This window comes from Burkholderia sp. KJ006 (assembly GCF_000262695.1).
Taxonomy (GTDB): domain Bacteria; phylum Pseudomonadota; class Gammaproteobacteria; order Burkholderiales; family Burkholderiaceae; genus Burkholderia; species Burkholderia vietnamiensis.
This window is the reverse complement of sequence record NC_017921.1, coordinates 1,693,300-1,712,712: the sequence shown is the minus strand read 5'-3', so window position 1 is coordinate 1,712,712 and position 19,413 is coordinate 1,693,300. Positions and strand designations below refer to the sequence as shown.

The 19,413-nt window shown below is 67.8% G+C and carries 16 protein-coding genes; 4 read left to right on the top strand and 12 right to left on the bottom strand.

Annotated features, from left to right (window positions below):
* Positions 1-361: 361 nt before the first annotated feature.
* From MYA_RS21560 to MYA_RS21550, 3 genes are all read right to left on the bottom strand, one after another.
* Positions 362-814, bottom strand: a complete 453-nt coding sequence (locus tag MYA_RS21560; protein WP_050991235.1) for a MarR family winged helix-turn-helix transcriptional regulator — start codon at positions 812-814, stop codon at positions 362-364.
* Positions 811-1,239: an ester cyclase gene (locus MYA_RS21555; protein ID WP_011882018.1), complete on the bottom strand. Its 429-nt coding sequence runs from the start codon at positions 1,237-1,239 to the stop codon at positions 811-813. Before MYA_RS21555 ends, MYA_RS21560 begins: the two co-directional genes overlap by 4 nt.
* A 263-nt stretch (positions 1,240-1,502) precedes the next feature.
* The gene (locus MYA_RS21550) at positions 1,503-2,714 is read right to left on the bottom strand and encodes an MFS transporter (RefSeq protein ID WP_014725043.1); all 1,212 of its coding nucleotides are present in this window, start codon (positions 2,712-2,714) and stop codon (positions 1,503-1,505) included.
* Positions 2,715-2,833: 119 nt separating this feature from the next.
* On the opposite strand from MYA_RS21550, the gene MYA_RS21545 reads away from it, so the two are divergent.
* Positions 2,834-3,793, top strand: coding sequence for a LysR family transcriptional regulator (locus MYA_RS21545; RefSeq protein ID WP_014725042.1), 960 nt, complete (start codon positions 2,834-2,836; stop codon positions 3,791-3,793).
* A 67-nt stretch (positions 3,794-3,860) separates the two neighbouring features.
* Here MYA_RS21545 and MYA_RS21540 read toward each other — a convergent pair whose 3' ends face one another.
* From MYA_RS21540 to bla, 4 genes are all read right to left on the bottom strand, one after another.
* Positions 3,861-4,703: a VOC family protein gene (locus tag MYA_RS21540; protein ID WP_014725041.1), complete on the bottom strand. Its 843-nt coding sequence runs from the start codon at positions 4,701-4,703 to the stop codon at positions 3,861-3,863.
* Between the two features lie 9 nt (positions 4,704-4,712).
* Entirely contained in the window at positions 4,713-6,032 is a 1,320-nt protein-coding gene (locus MYA_RS21535) for an NAD(P)/FAD-dependent oxidoreductase (RefSeq protein WP_014725040.1), read from the bottom strand.
* A 427-nt stretch (positions 6,033-6,459) separates the two neighbouring features.
* Positions 6,460-7,662 (bottom strand): acyltransferase family protein, encoded by a 1,203-nt coding sequence (locus tag MYA_RS21530; protein ID WP_014725038.1) that lies wholly within the window; start codon positions 7,660-7,662, stop codon positions 6,460-6,462.
* A complete protein-coding gene (bla, locus tag MYA_RS21525; protein ID WP_014725037.1) occupies positions 7,659-8,471 on the bottom strand; it encodes a class A beta-lactamase in 813 nt (270 codons plus the stop codon). The genes MYA_RS21530 and bla overlap by 4 nt, the downstream gene beginning before the upstream one ends.
* A 4-nt stretch (positions 8,472-8,475) precedes the next feature.
* On the opposite strand from bla, the gene MYA_RS31845 reads away from it, so the two are divergent.
* On the top strand, positions 8,476-8,919 hold the full coding sequence (locus MYA_RS31845) for a hypothetical protein (protein ID WP_162471375.1): 444 nt from the start codon (positions 8,476-8,478) through the stop codon (positions 8,917-8,919).
* A gap of 261 nt (positions 8,920-9,180) precedes the next feature.
* On the opposite strand, the gene pcaG is transcribed toward MYA_RS31845, so the two are convergent.
* The 3 genes from pcaG to MYA_RS21510 all read right to left on the bottom strand — a co-directional run bounded on the left by pcaG (position 9,181) and on the right by MYA_RS21510 (position 11,336).
* Positions 9,181-9,774, bottom strand: coding sequence for a protocatechuate 3,4-dioxygenase subunit alpha (gene pcaG / locus MYA_RS21520; protein ID WP_011882025.1), 594 nt, complete (start codon positions 9,772-9,774; stop codon positions 9,181-9,183).
* A 3-nt stretch (positions 9,775-9,777) separates the two neighbouring features.
* A complete protein-coding gene (pcaH, locus tag MYA_RS21515; RefSeq protein WP_014725036.1) occupies positions 9,778-10,485 on the bottom strand; it encodes a protocatechuate 3,4-dioxygenase subunit beta in 708 nt (235 codons plus the stop codon).
* A gap of 287 nt (positions 10,486-10,772) precedes the next feature.
* Positions 10,773-11,336, bottom strand: a complete 564-nt coding sequence (locus tag MYA_RS21510) for a YiiX/YebB-like N1pC/P60 family cysteine hydrolase (RefSeq protein ID WP_014725035.1) — start codon at positions 11,334-11,336, stop codon at positions 10,773-10,775.
* A 120-nt stretch (positions 11,337-11,456) separates the two neighbouring features.
* Here MYA_RS21510 and MYA_RS21505 point away from each other — a divergent pair, with 120 nt between their 5' ends.
* Positions 11,457-12,194, top strand: coding sequence for a helix-turn-helix domain-containing protein (locus tag MYA_RS21505; RefSeq protein ID WP_011882028.1), 738 nt, complete (start codon positions 11,457-11,459; stop codon positions 12,192-12,194).
* Positions 12,195-12,272: 78 nt separating this feature from the next.
* Positions 12,273-13,259: a pca operon transcription factor PcaQ gene (pcaQ, locus tag MYA_RS21500; protein WP_011882029.1), complete on the top strand. Its 987-nt coding sequence runs from the start codon at positions 12,273-12,275 to the stop codon at positions 13,257-13,259.
* 221 nt (positions 13,260-13,480) lie between these two features.
* Here the strand turns inward: pcaQ and MYA_RS21495 are convergent, their stop codons facing one another.
* Positions 13,481-14,755, bottom strand: a complete 1,275-nt coding sequence (locus MYA_RS21495; protein WP_014725033.1) for an APC family permease — start codon at positions 14,753-14,755, stop codon at positions 13,481-13,483.
* A gap of 131 nt (positions 14,756-14,886) precedes the next feature.
* Positions 14,887-19,404: a DEAD/DEAH box helicase gene (locus tag MYA_RS21490; protein WP_041494156.1), complete on the bottom strand. Its 4,518-nt coding sequence runs from the start codon at positions 19,402-19,404 to the stop codon at positions 14,887-14,889.
* Positions 19,405-19,413 lie beyond the last annotated feature (9 nt).

Here is a 19,413-nt window from a genome sequence, read left to right as displayed (position 1 = left end):
ACTACGCCTAAATTCTTACATCTTGATGCTCGCCGCTGGATTGTTCCTACCGTCAGGTCGTGCAGCTCCTTTACAGGCTGCGGTATTGCTGCGGCATACGTTTACGTGTACGGACGCCGAGCATCAGAACGCTCGGTTTGCGTGGTGCGGGAATCCGGGATGCCATCTTCGAAGATTTTCGTCCGCCAAGCGCCACGGGGTCTGCACCGGCCCGTGCCTCGGCGGATTTCGGACGGCGGTGCAAGTATCGTCCACCGCAGAGTTGCTATGCGGGGTCTGGATCAGCAAACTGCTGCCGTCTCCCTTTGCACTTCACCCAGCCCGTGGTCATCATCCGCAACAGGGATGGAGCGAGCCCGATTCAGTCGATCAGCTTGTTGAGCGTTCGAACCGCGGTCTCCAACACCGCGCGTTCTTCGCGGCTCGTCTTCGTCAGCAGTTGCTCGGTAAGCCATTGCGAACGTGCATCTCGCGCCTGCGCAGTCTGCGCACGCCCCGTATCGGTCAGATCCACGACCCAGGCGCGGCGGTCTTCATTGTCTACCGTCAAGGTCACCAGCCCTTGTTCGACCAGTTTCTGCACGATCAGCCGCATGGTCTGATGGGTCACCGCTCTGCGCACGGCGAGTGTCGCGATACTGACCGGGCCGCAGCGTTCGAGTAGCGCAAGCGTCTCGTTCTGCGCGTTCGATTGCGTACCGCTTTGCTCGCGAACGACCTTGACCAGACGGCTGACGACATCGCGAATCGCTTCGCCCAACGCCGCGGCTTCAGCGACGCGGTCGCTAGAGGCATTCCTGGAGATCCGACTCATTTCGGCTGCACCGCGCGTTCGCGAAGTCGCGCAACGACGGCGGCAAGCGTATTGACGCCCCAATGCTCGACATATTGCCCGTCCCGAATGCGGACGATATCGATGACGTCGATCGAAATGTCGTCGCCAGTCGCGTCGACGCCCAGCAGTGGCCCGACATGTTTGCCGGTGATCGACTTCCGCGTCGTGACTTTGTCACCGTCGCATAGTTGCTCGTGAATGTGGATCTCCATGTCGGCAATGGCCGGCCGAAGCACGGACGCAAACGTTGCCCACATCGCTTCGGCACCTCGGCTCGCCTCATTCGGCGCGGACCAGTTGACGAAGTCGGGCGCCATGAGCGCTTCGAAGCAGGCTCGATTGCCATCGCGGATCACTTCGTAGTTGAACCGCTCGACGACAGCTTTGGGATCGTTGCTGTTCATGCTTGTCCTCAATTGTTCGGAAATTCGTTCGCCCCGGCCGAAGGGGGGGGGAACGAATAATATACAGCAAGGCTGTATATTTCAACCGAATGAGTGCCCGGCTCGGTAGGTGCCCGACCCGGGCGTTCGACTATTCGATATGAACGAGGACTTGCTACGCCGCCTGGTGCCGAAAGCGCGCATATCGGGATGCCCGCCGTAATCAAGCGGTCGCGCACATCAACGCATTCAATCTGTTGCCATTGACGAGGCGCCCGGTCCGTTCACCGGCGCTTCCCGGACGGAAAGCCGTGGGTCTTCGCTCGCCATGCCGTGAACAGCCCAATCGCAAGCAGCGACGAGACCACCCACGGAAATGCAACGACACCAGTCGTTTCAAGTAATACGCCACCGATGATCCCACTGCCAGCAAACGAGAGATTGAACACCGTCACCAGCGCGGATTGCGCAACGTCGGCGCCATCGCCGGCTGCATCGGCCAGGGCAGTTTGAAGAAGTGTCGGCGCACCGCCGAAACTGAAGCCCCATATCACCACGCCGACCCAGATAACCGCGGGTGACGTGACGCCCAGCCCGAATATCAGCGAAACCAACGCGAAGGCCGCCAGTCCAGCCAGCACCAGCAGACGCAGCGATCCGTCAACGAGAGCACCGATTACCCAAATCCCGAGCATGGCGGAGATACCAAACAGCAACAGCACCGAATCCATGTCGCGGGTGAGTCCGACGGATGCGAGGAACGGCGCAATGTAGGTGTAGAGAATGTAGTGCGGAAGAATCCACGCGCTGACCACGAACAGCACGGACCGCACGCCCGGGATAGCGAGAACTCGCCGCATCGGCAGACGCTGGCCCGCCATCTCGCCGGGATAGTCGGGAACCTTCCAGCACACCAGGGCCATCAGCGCGAGCGACATTCCGGACATGATGCCGAAGATGCTGCGCCAGCCGACCATACTGCCGAGCCACACGCTTAACGGCACACCGACCGACAACGCCAAAGGGATGCCGATCATCGCCACCGCGAGCGCGCGTCCCTGCATCGCCGGGGGAACCATACGCCGCGCGTAAGACGCCAAAAGGCTCCACGCGAGCCCGGTGGCGAGTCCCACGGCAAAGCGCGTCGCCAGCGTCAGCATGTAGTTCGACGACACTGCGGTGATCGCATTGCAAGCCGCAAAGACGCCGAGCACCAGTAGCAGGACATGCCGGCGCTGCCACCTGCGCACGGCTGCGGTCAGCGGGATGGCCGCTACACCGGAGCCGAGCGCGCAGCACGTCACCAATTGCCCGGCCCACGCTTCGCTCACATGAAACCCTCGTGCAATCTCCGGAAGCAAGCCGGCCGGTACGGCTTCGTTTGCCGTGGCGATGAAGCTGGCCATCGTCAACGCGAGCAACGCTGCCATCGGGAGACGATTTACCGTCGCCGCGCATCCAATACCAATGGCCGCTACACCGCAATCTTCATCCATCTTTCTCTCCATGTTTCCTCGCTTGCCTGCATCCGGGCTTGCGAAGTGGCAGTCTGCTTGGTAAATACGGATTTGATAATTGGCCGCCCGTTTGAATACATCTCAAATCTGGATGAAGAATGGCAACTGATCGACTGGGTGATATGCGTTTGTTCGTGGAAGCGGCGGCACTGGGCAATTTGTCGGCCGCCGGCCGGAAGCTGGGATTTTCCCCAGCAGCAGCGAGCGCACGGCTCGCCAAATTGGAAGCGGCACTATCGACGCGGCTATTCGACCGCAATACGAGGCAACTACGCCTGACCGAAGAGGGGCGGCTATATCACCATCACTGCAGCATTGCATTGAGGGCCATCGAGGATGGCGAGGCTGCTCTCACTGCGAGCCGGGGCATAGCGCGGGGCAAAGTCCGGATCTCGGCATCGGCCGATTTCGGTCGCCATCTGCTGAACTCCTGGCTGGAAGCCTTCGTCCGCACGCAGCCCGAGCTCAAAATCGCACTCGACCTTACCGACTCGGTATCGGATTTGCTGCAAGACGAGGTCGATCTCGCGATCCGATTTGGCCGGCCGAACACCCCCTCACTGATTGCACGCCGGCTTGCACCGAACTGGCGAGTGCTATGTGCGTCCCCCGACTATCTGGCCAAATGCGGCACGCCGCTCGTTCCGGCCGATCTGGTTGCGCATGAGTTCGTCGTTCTGGTTACGGCTGCAGGGCCACTGAACGAGTTTCGCCTGGTGTCGGAAGGCAAGCGTTGCAATCACACCGTGGCAATGGAAAATGCGTGGGAAACCAATGACGGCGCGTTGGCTCGCGCGTGGACACTGGCCGGATATGGCATCGCTCGAAAAACGATCTGGGACGCCGCAGCGGATATTCGCGCCGGCAAACTCCAGGTCGTTCTGCCGGACTGGATCGAAAGCGAACCCGGCATTTATGCCGTGTTGAACCGGAATCGCTATATGACGCCGCGGGTGAGAGTGCTACTGGACTTCCTGGTCGAGCGCTTCCAACGTGCGATATCTGACGGCATCCTGGCCGGGCTCCCGTCGCCATCCGTGTCGGAAAACGCGGACTGATTGCCGTCGCGCGAGTGCTGTGCGCCGGTTGTACGCCCGGCGCGGGCCCACCCGCGCTCCGCCTCATTCAAAACCGCCCCACGCTCGCGCATTCGACGAAGCGCAGCATCGCCCCGTGCGAAACCGCTCCCTCGACCACCACACCGCGTTCGCTTCGCCGCATCTCGACGCCGGCACCGCCCAGCACATCGGCAAGCCGATCGAGCGACTGCACCGTGAACGCGAGCTCCGTGAAGTGCGGTCCGGTGCGCAGCGCCTCTGCGCGCGCTGCGCCGTCGATACGAACCTCGACCTTCCCGCAGCGGATCAGATAGCTTGCATCGTCCAGGCGCGTCGCGCTCGCTGCGAGCACGCGTTCGTAGCGATCGACGGTCATCTCGAGCGCGGCAGCGTCGACGGCAATCGTTATCCCCGCAAGGCTCGTTACGCCGTTCGGATGCAGCGCGCCACCGGGCGGGTAGACGAGTTCCGGCGTCAGATGTTCGCAAGCGAACACGCGGCCGCCCGGCGTATAGGCGACGTCGACCTGCGTGATGCGGAAGCTCGCATCGCCGGTGCCGTTGCGCGTCGCGACGGGCCGCGAAAACGCCACCGGCGGCTCGGCCGGTACGCCCGCCGCGTGCCAGTCGCGATACAGCGCGTCCGCGCTGTCGGTCGCGACCACCATCGCAGCCGCTCCGTCACCGTGTTCGAGAAAGTCGGAGAAGAATGCCGTGACGGGATGCGGCCGGCGAACCGTCAGCAGTTCGAGGTAGCAGCCGTCGAACATCGCGCAATGATTCTCGGAGCCCATGGTGTGATAACCACGCGGCGTGAGTGCGAATCCCATCCGCGCAAAGTCGTCGCGCGCGGCATCGAGGTCGCGCACCGCGATGACGAAATGGTCGATTCCCGAAAGATGCTGTGTCATGGCAGGTTCCTAATCGCGGTGATCTTTCCAGCGGTAATAGAGCATCGCGCCGATCGCAACACGCCTGACGAGCCCATGGGCGGCGATCGTCCGCAACGTGGAAAACGGCAGCCGCGACGCGCGCTCGTCGCCCGTCAGTGCCACTTCCGCAAGCTCGGGGCCGACCGCGGTCGACAATGCGACGCCGCGACCATTGCAGCCGAACCACGTGTACAGACCGTCATCCAGTTTCACGAAGCGAGGCATCCGGTCCGGCGTGACGGCGAAGTCGCCATGCCACAGATATTCGAAACGAAGCGGCACGTCGTTCAGCTGCGGAAACATCCGCCGCACGCGCGCACCGATGCGCTGCGGCAGCCGGCGCTCATAACCCATCGGCACGACGAGCGCGCCGCCGGTCACAAGCCGCCCGTCGCGATCGAAGCGGGCGAAGTGGAGATCCGATTGCGTATCGGACATCGCGTGATCGAGCGGCAGGATCGAGGCGCGCAGATCGGCCGGTAGCGGCTGGGTGGCCATCTGATACGAGCGCATCGGCAGCAGCGCCTTCGCAATGCCGGGCCACGGCGCGCGCGTTGCGTGGCCGCTGTAACTGTGCGTGGCAATCACGACCCGGCTGGCATGCACCGCCGCGTCGCCGTGCGCGGCTACCCAGTGCGTGCCCTGTCGCGTCAGCGACGACACGGGCGTGTGCGTATGGATGCACGCGCCCGCGTCCTGCGCGGCGCGCGCCAGTCCGCGGACGAACGCAAGCGGATTCACGTGCCCGCCGGTCGGGTTCTGCCAGCCGCCGTGCCAGAACGACGAGCCGGTCAATTCGGCGGTGCGATCGCGATCCAGCAACTCCACTTCGACGCCGCGCCGCCGCCATTGCTCGACGCGCGAGCGCGCAAGCGCCAGGCGGCTCGCGCGATGTGCGGGCTGCATCCATCCAGCCTGCACGGCCGCGCAGTCGATCCGGTGCCGGCGTGCGAGCTCGAACACGGTGTTCGCAGATTCGCCGATCAGCGAGACGAGCGTTTCGCCCTTGTCCGCGCCGTACTCGGCAACGATCGCGTCAGGATCCGCGCGCGTCATGGCCGGGATCACCTGTCCGTTGTTGCGGCCCGACGCGCCCCAGCCGATCTCCGCTGCCTCCAGCACGACCACCCGGGCGCCGCGCTCGGCCGCATGCAGCGCGGCGCTCAGGCCCGTGAAGCCGGCGCCTATGACGAGCAGGTCCGCGAAGTACGTGCCGCTCGGCAGCGGCGCAGTTGCAGCGGCGGGCGCGGCGGTGGCCGCCCACAGCGATGGAGGCAGGCGGCTCGGGTCGAGGCTCGCGTCAGGCATGGCAGATTCCCCGTCCGGAATGGTCCGGTGCGTTTGCATGAATAGGCGTCGTTGAAGAAAACGGGCGGGTGAGGTTCGCCGAGGGTAGGCCGAGCGTGCCTGGCAAACGGCCGGGATACCGTCCGCCATGACTGAGACGGGCTTGCATCGAAGGTTGTCTTGCGTCGAGGGCCATGCGTGTCCTTTCCGTTCAGAGCGGGCACCGCGCGAGCCGGTCGACGACGGCTCGCTTGCTGCGCGCGACTGCTTCCCACATATCGGGTAGTGCGTGCGATTGGGGAATCATATCGTCCGGCAAGGAGAAGCCAATTTCCCTATCTTTTTTGATTCCGATGATTTGGAGATATTTTTTCTATCTGACGCAGGCGCGGCACACGATGCCGAGCGGCGCGGGGAAGCCGGGCGAACTTGCGGACGCCGCGGCGGCTCATTCGAGCCGCTCGTGCGAATCCAGATCGGGGGGCTTCGACGTCGCGCCGATTCGGCGCGGAGCGTTCGCTTGCCGATTGGCACGTCTCGGCATCAGCCACTTCCGGACGACGCGGTTCGACGGCTCGGCGTAGTTGCGCGCAATGGTTGCGCCCAGGCCGACGGAAAGGAGCAGATAGCCGACGAGAAGCGCCAATTTCTCGTCGCCGGTGACATGCGACGGCGGATAACTGGTCCTCAGCAAGCCGAGCACGATAAGGTGGAACAGATAGAGCTCGTAGCTGAGCTTGCCGAGCGCTTCGATGAGCGCGGACACGCGCGCGGGCCGCAGCGACGTGCCGGCTGCGCAATTCGCGGACAGCAACAGAACCGCCGTGCCGAAGGCAATGGCGGTCACGCCGAGCACGTTGCTTTGCCCGATCGGCCAGGACAGGTAGACGAGCGCCATGCCCGCGGCCGTCAACCCCGTGAACATGGTCTGCGCGCGGCCGTGCCATTTGACTTTGCGTGCGAGCAGGGCCGCGCAGCAACCGATGGCGATGGCATCGAAGCAGGCGAGATACGCATAGAGATAGCCGCCCTCGTCGCCTTGGTGGAAGAAACGATAGGCGGGGCCGGCGACGATGCACGCCAGCCAGAACGCCACGAGCCGCGCCTCCCGGCGAAGCGCGACGCACAGCAGCGGAAACGACAGATAAAACACTTCCTCGACGGAAAGCGACCACAACACGCCGAGCGCATAGTTGGTCCAGCCGTGAGAGCCGACCAGCACGTTCATCCAGAACGTCAACGACGCGAGATTCACCAGCCAGAACGAAACCGGCGTGCCGGCCGGCGAATGATTCTGAAAGATCGCGATGCCGGCCAGCGCCAGCGCGTTGACGATGGCCAACAACAGCAACAGGCAGGGGACGATGCGGGCGATGCGCAGCGCATAGAACGTTCCGAGATCGACGTGGCCGAGTTCGGACCAGCGCCGCATCGCGTTCGTCGTGATCAGATAGCCGGAGATCACGAAGAACATCGTGACGCCGTAGTTGCCGTTTCGCGCAACGGCACGCACCGCATTCCAGCCGAATACGTGCGACAGCGCAGTGTCGTCGAGCCGGTAAGCGATATTCAAATGGTGAAACAGCACGAGCAGGATCGAAAAGCCCCGCAGGAAATCGATCTTCCGGTTTCGCATGTCGGCGCCGTTCATCCCGCGTTCGTCGCCCACTGCACGAATGCCGAGCCGGCCTCGCGCAACACGGCCTCGCGTGCGTCCATGCTGACACCCGGCGCGTCGTAGTAGACGGCGACGAGCAACGGCGCGCGCCCGGGCGGACGGACTAGCGCGTAGTCGTTCGTCTCGCGGTCGACGCTGGTGCCGGGCCGGTCGGCGGCTTGCCAACCGGCGGGCAACACGGCGCGAATCCGGTTGAGCCCCGGCTTGCAGTCGGTCATGCCGCGCTCCAGTCGCGCGCGCGAGCCGGCGCTGAGCACGTCGCCGAGCAGCAGGCGCTGCGCCGTGGCGGCGATGGCCTTCGGCGTGGTGGTGTCGAGCACGCCGTGATAGCGGTTCGAGTCGGGCTCGTAGCGGTCGGAGCGCGTCACGGTATCGCCGAGGCCGCGAACGAAGCGCGTCAGCGCCGCAGGGCCGCCGGCGCTGCGCATCAGCAGGATCGCGGCCGTGTTGTCGCTCTCCACCAAAACCGCGCGGCAGAGCGCCTCGATCGACATCGCACCCTGAGCGACGTTGGCCTTCGTCACCGGCGACGTGAAAATCAGGTCCTTTTCCGTGTAGTGGACGAGGCGATCTAGCCGCTCCGAGCCGCTGTCGACGCGTGCCAGGATCTGCGCGGCGAGCAGTCCCTTGAACGTGCTGCACATCAGGAAACGTTCGTCGGCGCGATGGCCGAGCGTGCGTCCCGAGCCGGTATCGATCGCGAACACGCCGAGGCGGCCGCCGCTTCTGCGCTCGATTTCGGCAAGCGGCGATTCTTCGGCTGCGCGCAGCGCGGGAGCCATGCACGTGCCGGCGAGCAGCGGTAATCCGATCAGTAGTTTTCTGCGCAGGAGCGAGTGGGGCACGGTCGGGTCCGGTGGGTTAGGGCAAGGAACAGGAGGAGACACGCTCGACACGTCGAAGCGTGTCACGCGAATCGAGTATCACGTCGCGACGGCCGATGACCGCGCGCGCTTCGAGTACATCGTCGCCGTACGTCGGGGGATTTTCGCAGAGCAGAGGCGCTGTTTGCACGGCACGTTCGAGCCGCTTGGGTCTCTCGCTGCGCTGCGACACACGGGCATCGATTACGGCCTCGAAGAACAAAAAAAGCGCCTGCCGGGTATGGGACAGGCGCGTTTAAAGGCACTCGGTCAGAAAAACCGCGCGAATGAGCCGCCGCTTGAATCACGCATCGCTCGGGCAATTGCTGCGCGGCCCGATTCAATCGCGGCACTTCGCTTGCGATAAGAAAGCATACGCCGCACAACACGCAAACGATATCGCGTGTCTGAGGAAATCGATGTGCTCGTGCAGCATGCGTTTCAAGCGCATGTTTGATACATGTTCAGAATTCGCCGAACGGGCGCGCATCCGCCCACGCCGGTCGTGGATGTTGCGACACGGCATCGAAGCTCGCGAGAAAAACGAAACCGCCGGACGACGCGCCTGCTGGCGGCGCGTCGACCCGGCGGTCCGGTGTGATCGACCGGCCGATACCGGCCGGCGCAATTACACGTCGAAGAACACGGTTTCGTCCGGCCCCTGCATGCGGACGTCGAACCGATACACGACCGGGCGCCCCGGCTGCGCGTCGCGCTTCGCCACCAGCGTCGCGCGACGCTCGGCGGGCACCAGGTTGAGCACCGGATCGGCCGCGTTCGCCGCGGCTTCGTCGTCGAAATACACGCGCGTGAACGCATGCGTGAGGATCCCGCGCATCATCACCGTCACGTTGATGTGCGGTGCTTCGTCGGCGGCGATGCGGCCGGGCTTCACCGTCTCGACGACGAAGCGGTGCTGCGCATCGGTGCCCGTGCCGACCCGCGCGAAGCCCGTGAAGCCGGACTTCGCGACGTCGTCGCGCGATGCCGGAAAGCGGCCGGCGCCGTCCACCTGCGTGAATTCGAGCATCGCGTCGCTGACGACGTTGCCGTCGCCGTCGAACACCTGCCCGACCAGCAGCACGTGCTCGCCGTCGGCATGCGGTGCGGCGATCGTCGGCGTGAACAGGCTCTTCAGGTCGTAACCGTATTGCTGCGGGCACAGGCCGTACGCGAAGTACGGGCCGACGGTTTGCGAAGGGGTTTGCTTCAGCGTCGTCATGGTTCAGCGCTCCATCGGGGTAGCGTCACGGCCGCGCAGCACGATGTCGAATTCGTAGCCGAGCGCATGGCCTTCTTCGGTGGTGTCGAGCGAGAAGCGCGAGATCAGGCGATCGCGCGCGGCCTCCGGCGTGCCCTGGAAGATCGGGTCGTACGCGAGCAGCGGGTCGCCGGGGAAGTACATCTGCGTGACGAGGCGCGAGCCGAAGTAGTCGCCGAACAGCGAGAAGTGGATGTGATTCGGACGCCACGCGTTCGGATGGTTGCCCCACGGATAGGCGCCGGGCTTGATCGTCAGGAAGCGGTAGCGGCCTTCGGCGTCGGTCATGCAGCGGCCCGCGCCGAGGAAGTTCGGATCGAGCGGCGCGTCGTGCTGGTCGACCTTGTGCACGTAGCGGCCGGCCGCGTTCGCCTGCCACACTTCGACGAGCGTGTTGCGCACCGGTTTGCCGCCCTCGTCGAGCACGCGGCCCGTGACGACGATGCGCTCGCCGAGCGGTTCGCCGTTCTTCACCGCGTTCTTCGTCAGGTCGTGGTCGAGCGGGCCGAGATCTTCCGCGCCGTAGACGGGCGCGTACTGGTCGCGCAGCCGCTCCTTCAGCGGGATCATCGGGCGCGTCGGGCCGCGCTTGACCGACGAACGGTAGTCGGGATGGACATACGCGGGATGCGACGGCCAGTCGCGCGGCGTGAGAATCGTGGGGGAATCCATCGGGCGTCTCCTGTTGGGTTATTTCGCGTGAGTGGATGGCAGGACTTTAGCTAATCCGGAAAGTTATGAAAAATGACCTTTTTTCGCGAATTGCATAACCGGGAGTTATGGTCGGCCGCCCAATGAAAGATCCGCCGGACAGAAGATCCGTCCGGCGGAGAAAGCGATCGGGCGTCGCATCGTCGGTGACGACTCCGTGCACGGCCCTCCAGCCCGCCCGTCGCTGCTTTTTGTCGGTTCTTCTTGTTTTTGTTCGAAGGTCTCCCCGCGCGCCGCGCGGTTCGCCGTTACGGGCGGGCGGGATCGAACACGATCCCGTCGAACTCGACCGACAGCCGGCCGCTGCGCAGTAGCGCGGCGGCCGTCGCCGCGCGGTCGGCGCCGATCACGTCGGCGACGTAGTTGGCGCAGAACCCGCGCCCCGCCAGCATGCCGAAGCGGCCGCCGAGCAGCACATCGATCCGCTGTTCGGCCAGCGCGTGCACGCTGCGCTGCGCGTCGGCAGTCGCGGCCGCGACGCGGCGCGCCAGTGCGATGCGGCCGCCGTCGGCCCGGGCGACGAAACGCGACAGCGGCGTGAGCTTCGTACGCGCCCAGGCGGGTTCGGCGATCAGCGGCTCGTCGCCGGACGTATCGACGACGATGCCGAACCGGTCGGCCCACGAGCCGCCGTGGTCGGCCGCGGCGCCCGGCTTGCGGGACGGCGCGCGGATGAACAGCAGATCGCCGACGTGCGCGCCGGCCGCCAGCGTGCGCAGCGTGGCGAGCGGCAGCATGCGCTCGGTGTCGCGCGCGGCGCGCGGCGCGGGGTGATGCGGCTCGAAGGCAGGGGCGTCGGTTCGGGTGTTCATCGCGGCTCCGTCGGTGGGTGACAGCACGGAGCGGATTATGCAGACGAGTAACCCAAAGTGCTCACGCGGATGCGCCGGTAGCCTAATATCCGACCTGGAGCATCATTTTTCGATACTGGAATGACCGAAACCGCCCAACTCATCCACACGTTGAAGCGCCTGTTGAAGGCGCATGGAATGACCTATCGCGACGTCGCGCGTGCGCTCGACGTGTCCGAGACGAGCGTGAAGCGCCTGTTCGCGAGCGGTCGCTTCACGCTGGAGCGCGTCGTCGAGATCGCGCAACTGCTCGGCTATACGCTGGCCGAGCTGGTGCAGGAGGCCTCGGCGTCCGCGCCGCGCCTGCGGGTGCTGACCGAGCAGCAGGAGGCGCTGCTGGTCTCGGACGAGAAGCTGCTGCTGGTCGCCGTCTGCGCGGTCAATTACTGGACCGTGCAGGACATCGTGTCGGCCTACTGCCTGACGCACGCCGAATGTGTGAAATACCTGCTGATGCTCGACCGGATGAACGTGATCGCGCTGCTGCCGGGCGACCGCATCCGCGTGCGCGTCGCACGCGATTTCGACTGGCTGCCGGGCGGGCCGATTCGGCGGTATTTCCACGCGCACGTGCTCGACGATTTTCTCGGCAGCCGCTTCGACGGGCCGGGCGAGACGATGATGTTCTCGCAGGGGATGCTGACCGACGCGGCCGCGGCGGAACTCGAGCAGGAACTGCGGCGGCTCGGCAGCAAGGCGGCGGCGCTGCATGCGGAGTCGTCGTCGGCGCCGCTCGGGCAGAAGCGCGGAACGGGCCTGCTGATCGCGAAGCGCATCTGGGAGCCGACCGGTTTCCACGCGCTGCGGCGTCACGGGTAACGCCGCAGCGGCGCGCTTGGGTCTTTCCGGAAAGTTATGCAAAATGGCGCTACATCGTCATTCGTATAACTGCCCGTTATGAATAACCGTATCGCGGACGGCCGCGTCAAGTTCCGGCACCTGCAGTGTTTTCTCGCGGTCGCGCAACTGGGCGGCGTGCAGAAGGCGGCCGAAAGTCTGTCGATCACGCAGCCGGCCGTGTCGAAGACGATCGCCGAACTGGAGGCGATCCTCGGCGTGAAGCTGTTCGAGCGCGGGCGGCACGGCGCGCAACCGACCCGCGAAGCGCAACTGTTCATCCCGCATGCGAACGCGTGCGTGCTCGCGCTGCGGCAGGGCGTCGGACTGCTCGCGCGCGAGGGCGGGGCTGCTGCGGCGACGCTCGAAATCGGCATGCTGCCGACGGTCGCCGCATCGCTCGCGCCCGCGTTGATGAAGGCGTTGGCCGCGCGCTGGCCGCGCGTCGTCGTGCGGATCGCGACGGCCGCGAATGCCGAGCTGCTGGAGCGGTTGAAGGCGGGGGCGATCGAATGCGCGATCGGGCGTCTGTCGGAGCCCGAGCGGATGATCGGACTCGCCTTCGAGCAGTTGTACAACGAGCCGCTGGTCGCGGTCGTGCGCGCCGGCCATCCGCTGCTCGCCAGCGCCGCGCCGGCCGCCGAACTGGCGCGCTATCCGGTCGTGCTGCCGCCGTTCGGCACGCTGATCCGCCAGTCGGCCGAGCAGGTGCTCGGCGCATGCGGCGCGCCGCCGCTCGATTCGTTCATCGAGGTGTTGTCGGTGTCGGTCGCGCGCGCGCTTGCGCTCGAGAACGACGCGGTGTGGTTCGTGCCGCTCTACGCGGCCGAATATGATCTCGCGGCCGGTACGCTCGCGCGCTTGCCGTTGCCGTCGGCCGGTGCCGACGAACCGGTCGGGCTCGTGCTGCGCACCGATGCTCAGCCGTCGCCCGTGGCCCGGACGCTGATCGACGCGCTGCGCGAGATCGCTCGCACACGGTTGCGCGACGTGCAGGCGAGCCGCGCGCCGCGCGCTGCACGCAAGCCGGGGCGCCGCGAGCGCTGAGTTGGGCTGGCCGGTGCGCGGTGCCGGGTGTCGTCGTTCGCGGCGAAGCGTCCGGTCGGCGATGCGGCTGGCGCCGGCAGCGGCTTCAGCGCCGGCCTCACGTCATCGGGGTGATTCGTTGCGCCGACAGATTCGATCGGCGACGCGCCGTGCGGCGACGCAACGCGGCACGCTGCCGCGCCTCGCGCACGAATGCGCGTTAGTGCACGTTAGTGCGCCGGTCACGCGCGCCGTCGCGCGAGCCGCAGATAAAGCAGCGCCGCGCCCGCCAGCAGCAACGGGAAGAACAAATACCAACCGGTCGTCAGAAACAGCCCGGCCACGGCGATCAGCGAAACCCACGCGCAGCGATACGCGGCGCTCGCACGTGGCAGCAGCTTCAGCGCGGCGGCGGCGCCGAGCCCGTACACCATCACGAAGCAGCCCGACGTGACGAGCACGAGCGGTTTCGGCCCGACGTCGGAGAACGCGGTCGCGGCCAGCGCGGCGGCGGCCAGCGCCGCGATCACGCCGAGGCTGCGGCGCGGCACGCCGCCCACCTGACTGCCTTGCGCGAGCCACGCGGGCAGTGCGCCGTCGCGCCCGAGCGCGGCCCCGAGCTTCGCCGCGCCGGCGAAATACGCGTTCATCGTCCCGAGCGTGAGCAGCAGCGCCGCGGCCGCGGCCAGCACCTGCGCATGGCCGCCGATGCCGCCCGCGATCAGTTCCGCGAGCGGCGCGCCCGACGCGCCGGCCGACGGGCCGAGCACCGTCACGCTGGCCGCGGCGACCGACAGATACAGGAACCCGACCACCACGACGGCGATGCCGGCCGAGCGCGGCATGTCGTGCGCCGGCCGGCGGAATTCGGCGGCGAGGTGCGTGATCGCCTCCCAGCCCGCGAAGCTCCACACCAGCAGCGCCGCGGCCTGGCCGACCGCGAGCCAGCCGTGCGGCGCGAACGGCTGCAGATTCTCCGGGCGCGCATGCGGCGCGGACGCGAGCACGGCGGCGAGCAACAGCGTGACGAGCAACGCCGACAACACGAGCTGCATGCGGCCCGACACCGTGACGCCGAACGCATTCGCGGCCGATACGGCGGCGATCAGCGCGGCGGCCGTGACCACGACAGTCGTATGCCCGCCGCCGATCACGGCCGCCACGTATGCGCCGCCGAACATCGCGGCGGCCGGTGCGCCGGCCGGCACCGCGAAATAGAAACACCAGCCGACGATCGCCGCGGCCTTCGGCCCGAACGCGCGGCGCGCGTAGGTGGACACGCCGCCCGCGTCGGGATAGCGCGCGCCGAGTGCGGCGACGGTCGCCGCCAGCGGCCCGGACAGCACGACGAGCGCCGCCCACGCGAGCAGCGAGGCCGGCCCGGCGACCTCGGCGGCGAGCGCCGGCAACGCAATGACGCCGGTGCCGAGCACCGCGCCGATATACAGCGCGGCGCCCTGGAAAATCGTCAACGAGCCTGCGTGATGGACGGCAGGCGAATCGGCATGCGAGGGCATGAAAGGCAGTCTCCGGAACGCGTGAGATGCGCGCGGTCGGGCGCGCGTCGAGTCGTTCGATGCTACCCGAACCGGCATGGCGAAACGGCGCGGCGTTCAGTAGTCCGCGACCTGCGGCGTGTCAGCCTGTGTCAGTGGCGGCGCGCGAGCCGCAGCCGCGCATCCTCGCGCGCGGCGGGCATCAGGTCGGCCGCGTAGTGGAACGTGCCCGAGACGAGCGAGGCGATCGGCACGCCGTCGCGGAACAGCAGGCGATTGCCGGCGAGCGCCGGCACCTTGTCGCCGGGCAGCAGCGTGCCGGCAAGGTTCAGCGGGTCGACGCCGGTCACGCACACGAACTGCCCGTCGCCCGGCTGCCGGCGCACTTCACGCAGGACCGGGATCGCTTCCGGCAGCGCGAACTGCTCGCCCGCGATGCCGGCGACGAAGCGGCCGCCGCGAATCTCGCCGCGCGCCTCGAGCCGTTGCAGCACGCGCACGAGCTCCCGCCAGCTCGGCAGCCATTCGGCCTCGCGCTCGAGCAGCCGCCAGAACACCACGCCATAGCGGCGCAGCAGCGTCCACACGATGTGCTCGAGCGCATCGCGATCGGTCGCCGTTGCGCCGCGCTTCGGCACGGGCGCCGGCGCATCGTCCGGCACCGCGCCGCGCTGCACGAGCGCCCAGCGGCCCGCATCGTCCATCCCGCCGATCAATGCGCCGCCGCGCCGCGTGCGCGGCGCATACGTCGCGCTGCGCTTGACCGCCGGCTTCAGCAGCGCGCGCAGCCCGGCGAAGCTGTCCGCATTCACGAGGCCGGCAGACACCAGCTCGCCGAGCGCCTGCTCGAGCTCGACGGGGAGCATGTGCAACTCGTCGAGCAGCGCGTCGAAGAACATTGCGCCATGGGTGACGAGCGCGTCGCGCACCTGCGTCGCGCGCGCGGACAACGCCGGTTGCGCGTCGGGGTCGCGCAGCGCCTGCCATGCGCGCAGGTGGCGGCGCGGCAGCAGCACGACGGGCGTGGTCTTCACCGGCGTGCCGGCCGCGCGTGCCGGTGCGCCGATGCGCGTCCACACGAGCTTGCCCGAGCGGCACAGCTCGTCGAGGCCGCCGGCCGTGTAGTCGGTCAGGCGCGCAGGCAGCAGCGCGTCTTCCCAGGCGCCGGCCGCCGCCTCGTAGCCTTCGAGTTGCTCGACGACGGCCGCGAGCGCGTCGCGGCCCGTGCCGCGCGTGTCGGGCGTCAGGTGCTGCCAGTGCAACAGGAACCGCATGAAATCCGCGCGCTCGACCGGCTCGATCTCGCGGCGCAAGCGCTTGACCGTATAGCGATGAATCCGGGCGAGCAGGTGGCGTTCGCACCATTCGTCGTTCGTCGCGCCGGGCGTGAAGCGGCCGCGCATCACGTAGCCCTCGCGCTCCAGCGCGGCGAGCGCCGTCTCGACCGACGCGGGGGGCAGGCCGAGCGGCTCGGCGATCGCGCCGACCGTCAGCGGCCCGAAGCCGGTGAGCCGCGCACGGATCACGTCGACGAGCGCCGCGTCCGCTTCCCACGGCTGCGCGCACGCCGCGGGCACCTTCAGCGCGGGGCTGAAACGTGCGTCGGGATGCAGCGCGCGCATGCACACCAGACGTTCGACCGGCACCCACAGCACCTGGCCGTCGGGCGTGACGCAGCGCGTCGCGCGACGGTGTTCGGCGAGCGCCGCGAGCCATGCGGGCCAGCCGTCGTGCGCGTTCGCCTCGCTGTCAGCGACGCACGCGAGCGTGAGCAGCGCGTCGTGCATTTCGTGCGCATCGCGTGCGAGCGGCCACGCTTCGTCGCGCACCGCGGCGATCGCATCGGCGTCGAGCGCGCCGAGATCGTCGGCGGATTCGGGGTCGCTCCAGCGGCGCGACTGGACGGCCTGCGTGCGGCGCTCCTCGAGCGGCGCATCGTCGAGGAACGCATACGGTTTCGCGTTCAGGATCTCGGCCGCGAGCGGCGACGGCGCGGGCAGGTCGCGCGCGATCAGCTCGATTTCGCCGCTTTCGATCCGGCGCAGCAGCGCGAGCCAGCCGTCGGTGTCCATCGCGTCGTGCAGGCAATCGTCGAGCGTCTGGTCGACGAGCGGATGATGCGGGATCTCGCGTTCGCCGACGACGTTCTCGAGGCAGGCGGCCTGATCGGGGAACACGGTCGCGAGCAGATCGTCGCTCTTCATCCGCTGCAGTTGCGGCGCGGTGCGCCGGCCGCCGGTGAAGCGCGGCAGCGCGAGCGAGGTCGTCGCATTCCAGCGCCAGCGCACGCCGAACAGCGGCGCGTCGAGGAGGGCCTGCACCAGCACATGCTCGGCGCTGGCGGAGCGCAGGTAGCGCCACACTTCGTCGAGCGCGAAGCTGTGCGCGAGCGACAGCGACAGGACGATCGCGTCGTCGGTCGCGGCCGCCTGCAGTTCGAAGTTGAAGCTGCGGCAGAAGCGCTTGCGCAGCGCGAGCCCCCACGCGCGGTTGATGCGGCTGCCGAACGGCGAATGAATCACCAGCTGCGTGCCGCCCGACTCGTCGAAGAAACGCTCCATCACGAGCGTGTGCTGGGTCGGCAGCGCGCCCAGCGCCGCGCGCGTGCGTGCGAGGTAATCGACGATCTGGCGCGCCGCTTCGGGCGATAGCCGAAGCTCGTCGACGAGCCAGCGCAGCGCCGGCGCGAGACGGCTTTCCGCGGCGGCGAGGGCGGTGTCTGTCGCATTGCTGCGCGACGCTTCGATCGGCTTCGACTTCGATTTCGACTTGGCCGCTGCGCCGTTCGCGTCCGCGCCCGCGCTCGCGCCGCGCGGCCGATCGATCCGCGCGGGCTCGCGTTCGCCGGCCTGCACGAGCCGGTCGCCTTCGGCGAGCAACCCGTCGAGCCGCGCGCGCAGCCGGCCGACCGCTGCCGACAGCTCGTCGCTGCGTCCCGGCGCCTCGCCGAGCCAGAACGGAATGCTCGGCGGCTGGCCGCGCGCATCCTCGACGCGCACGCGGCCCGTCTCGACGCGAATGATCCGGTACGACTGGTTGCCGAGCTGGAACACGTCGCCGGCCAGGCTCTCGACCGCGAAATCCTCGTTGACGGTGCCGACCTGGATGCCCTGCGGTTCCAGCAGCACCGCGTAGTCGGCCATGTCGGGGATCGTGCCGCCCGACGTCGTCGCGGTCATCATCGCGTTGCGGCGGCCGCGCACCGTGCCGCCGACCACGTCGCGATGCAGATACGCGCCGCGCACGCCGCGCCGGCTCGTGAAGCCTTCGGCGAGCATCTTGAGCACGTCGTCGAAGCGCTCGCGCGACAGGCGCGCATAGGGCGCCGCGCGCGTGAAGGCCGCGTACAACGCATCTTCCTGCCACGGCGTGCAGGCGACCTCGGCGACGATCTGCTGGGCGAGCACGTCGAGCGGCGCTTCGGGAATGCGCAGCGTGTCGAGCTCGCCGCGCCGCACGCAGTCGAGCAGCGCCGCGCATTCGACCAGCTCGTCGCGCGACAGCGGAAACAGGCGGCCCTTCGGCACGCCGCCGACGTGGTGGCCCGAGCGGCCGACGCGTTGCAGGAACGGCGCGATGCCGCGCGGCGAGCCGACCTGGCAGACGAGATCGACGTCGCCGATGTCGATGCCCAGTTCGAGCGACGCGGTCGCGACCAGCAGCTTCAGTTCGCCGCGCTTCAGCCGCTGTTCGGCCTCGAAGCGGTGTTCCTTCGCGAGACTGCCGTGATGCGCGGCGATCGCGTCCTTGCCGAGACGCTCCGCGAGATGGCGCGCCATGCGTTCGGCGGTGCGCCGCGTGTTCACGAATACGAGCGTCGTGCGATGCGCGGCCGCGAGCGCGGCGATGCGGTCGTACACCTGGTCCCACACGTCGGTCGCCATCACCGGTTCGAGCGGCACGTTCGGCAGTTCGAGCGCGAGGTCGCGTTCGCGCGTGTGGCCAGTATCGACGATCGTGCAGTCGCGCGGCGCGTCGGCCGGGCCGCCGACCAGGAAGCGCGCGACCGCCTCGATCGGCTTTTGCGTGGCCGACAGCCCGATGCGCGGCAGCGCGCGGCCCGTCAGCGTGTCGAGGCGCTCGAGCGACAGCGCCAGATGGCTGCCGCGCTTGGACGACGCGAGCGCGTGGATCTCGTCGACGATCACCGAACGCACGCTCGACAGCATCTGCCGCCCGGACGTCGACGACAGCAGCACGTACAGCGACTCCGGCGTCGTCACGAGGATGTGCGGCGCGCGTTTGCGCAGCGCGGCGCGCTCGGACTGCGTGGTGTCGCCGGTGCGCACCGCGGTGCGGATCGCCGGCACCGGCAGGCCGAGGCGGGCGAGTGACTCGGCGATGCCGGCGAGCGGCGCGTCGAGGTTCACGTGGATGTCGTTCGACAGCGCCTTCAGCGGCGACACGTAGACGACGAGCGTCGCGTCGGGCAGCGCGCCATCGTGGGCGAGCGCGTCGCGCACGAGATCGTCGAGCGCGCACAGGAACGCGGTGAGCGTCTTGCCCGAGCCGGTCGGCGCGGCGACCAGCGTCGAGCGGCCCGCCTTGATGTGCGGCCACGCGAGCGCCTGCGCGCCGGTCGGCGCGGCGAACGTGCGGCGGAACCACGCGGCGACGGCCGGGTGGAACGCGTCGAGCGCTTGGGCGGGGCGGGTGGCGGTGACGTCCATCGGTGCGTT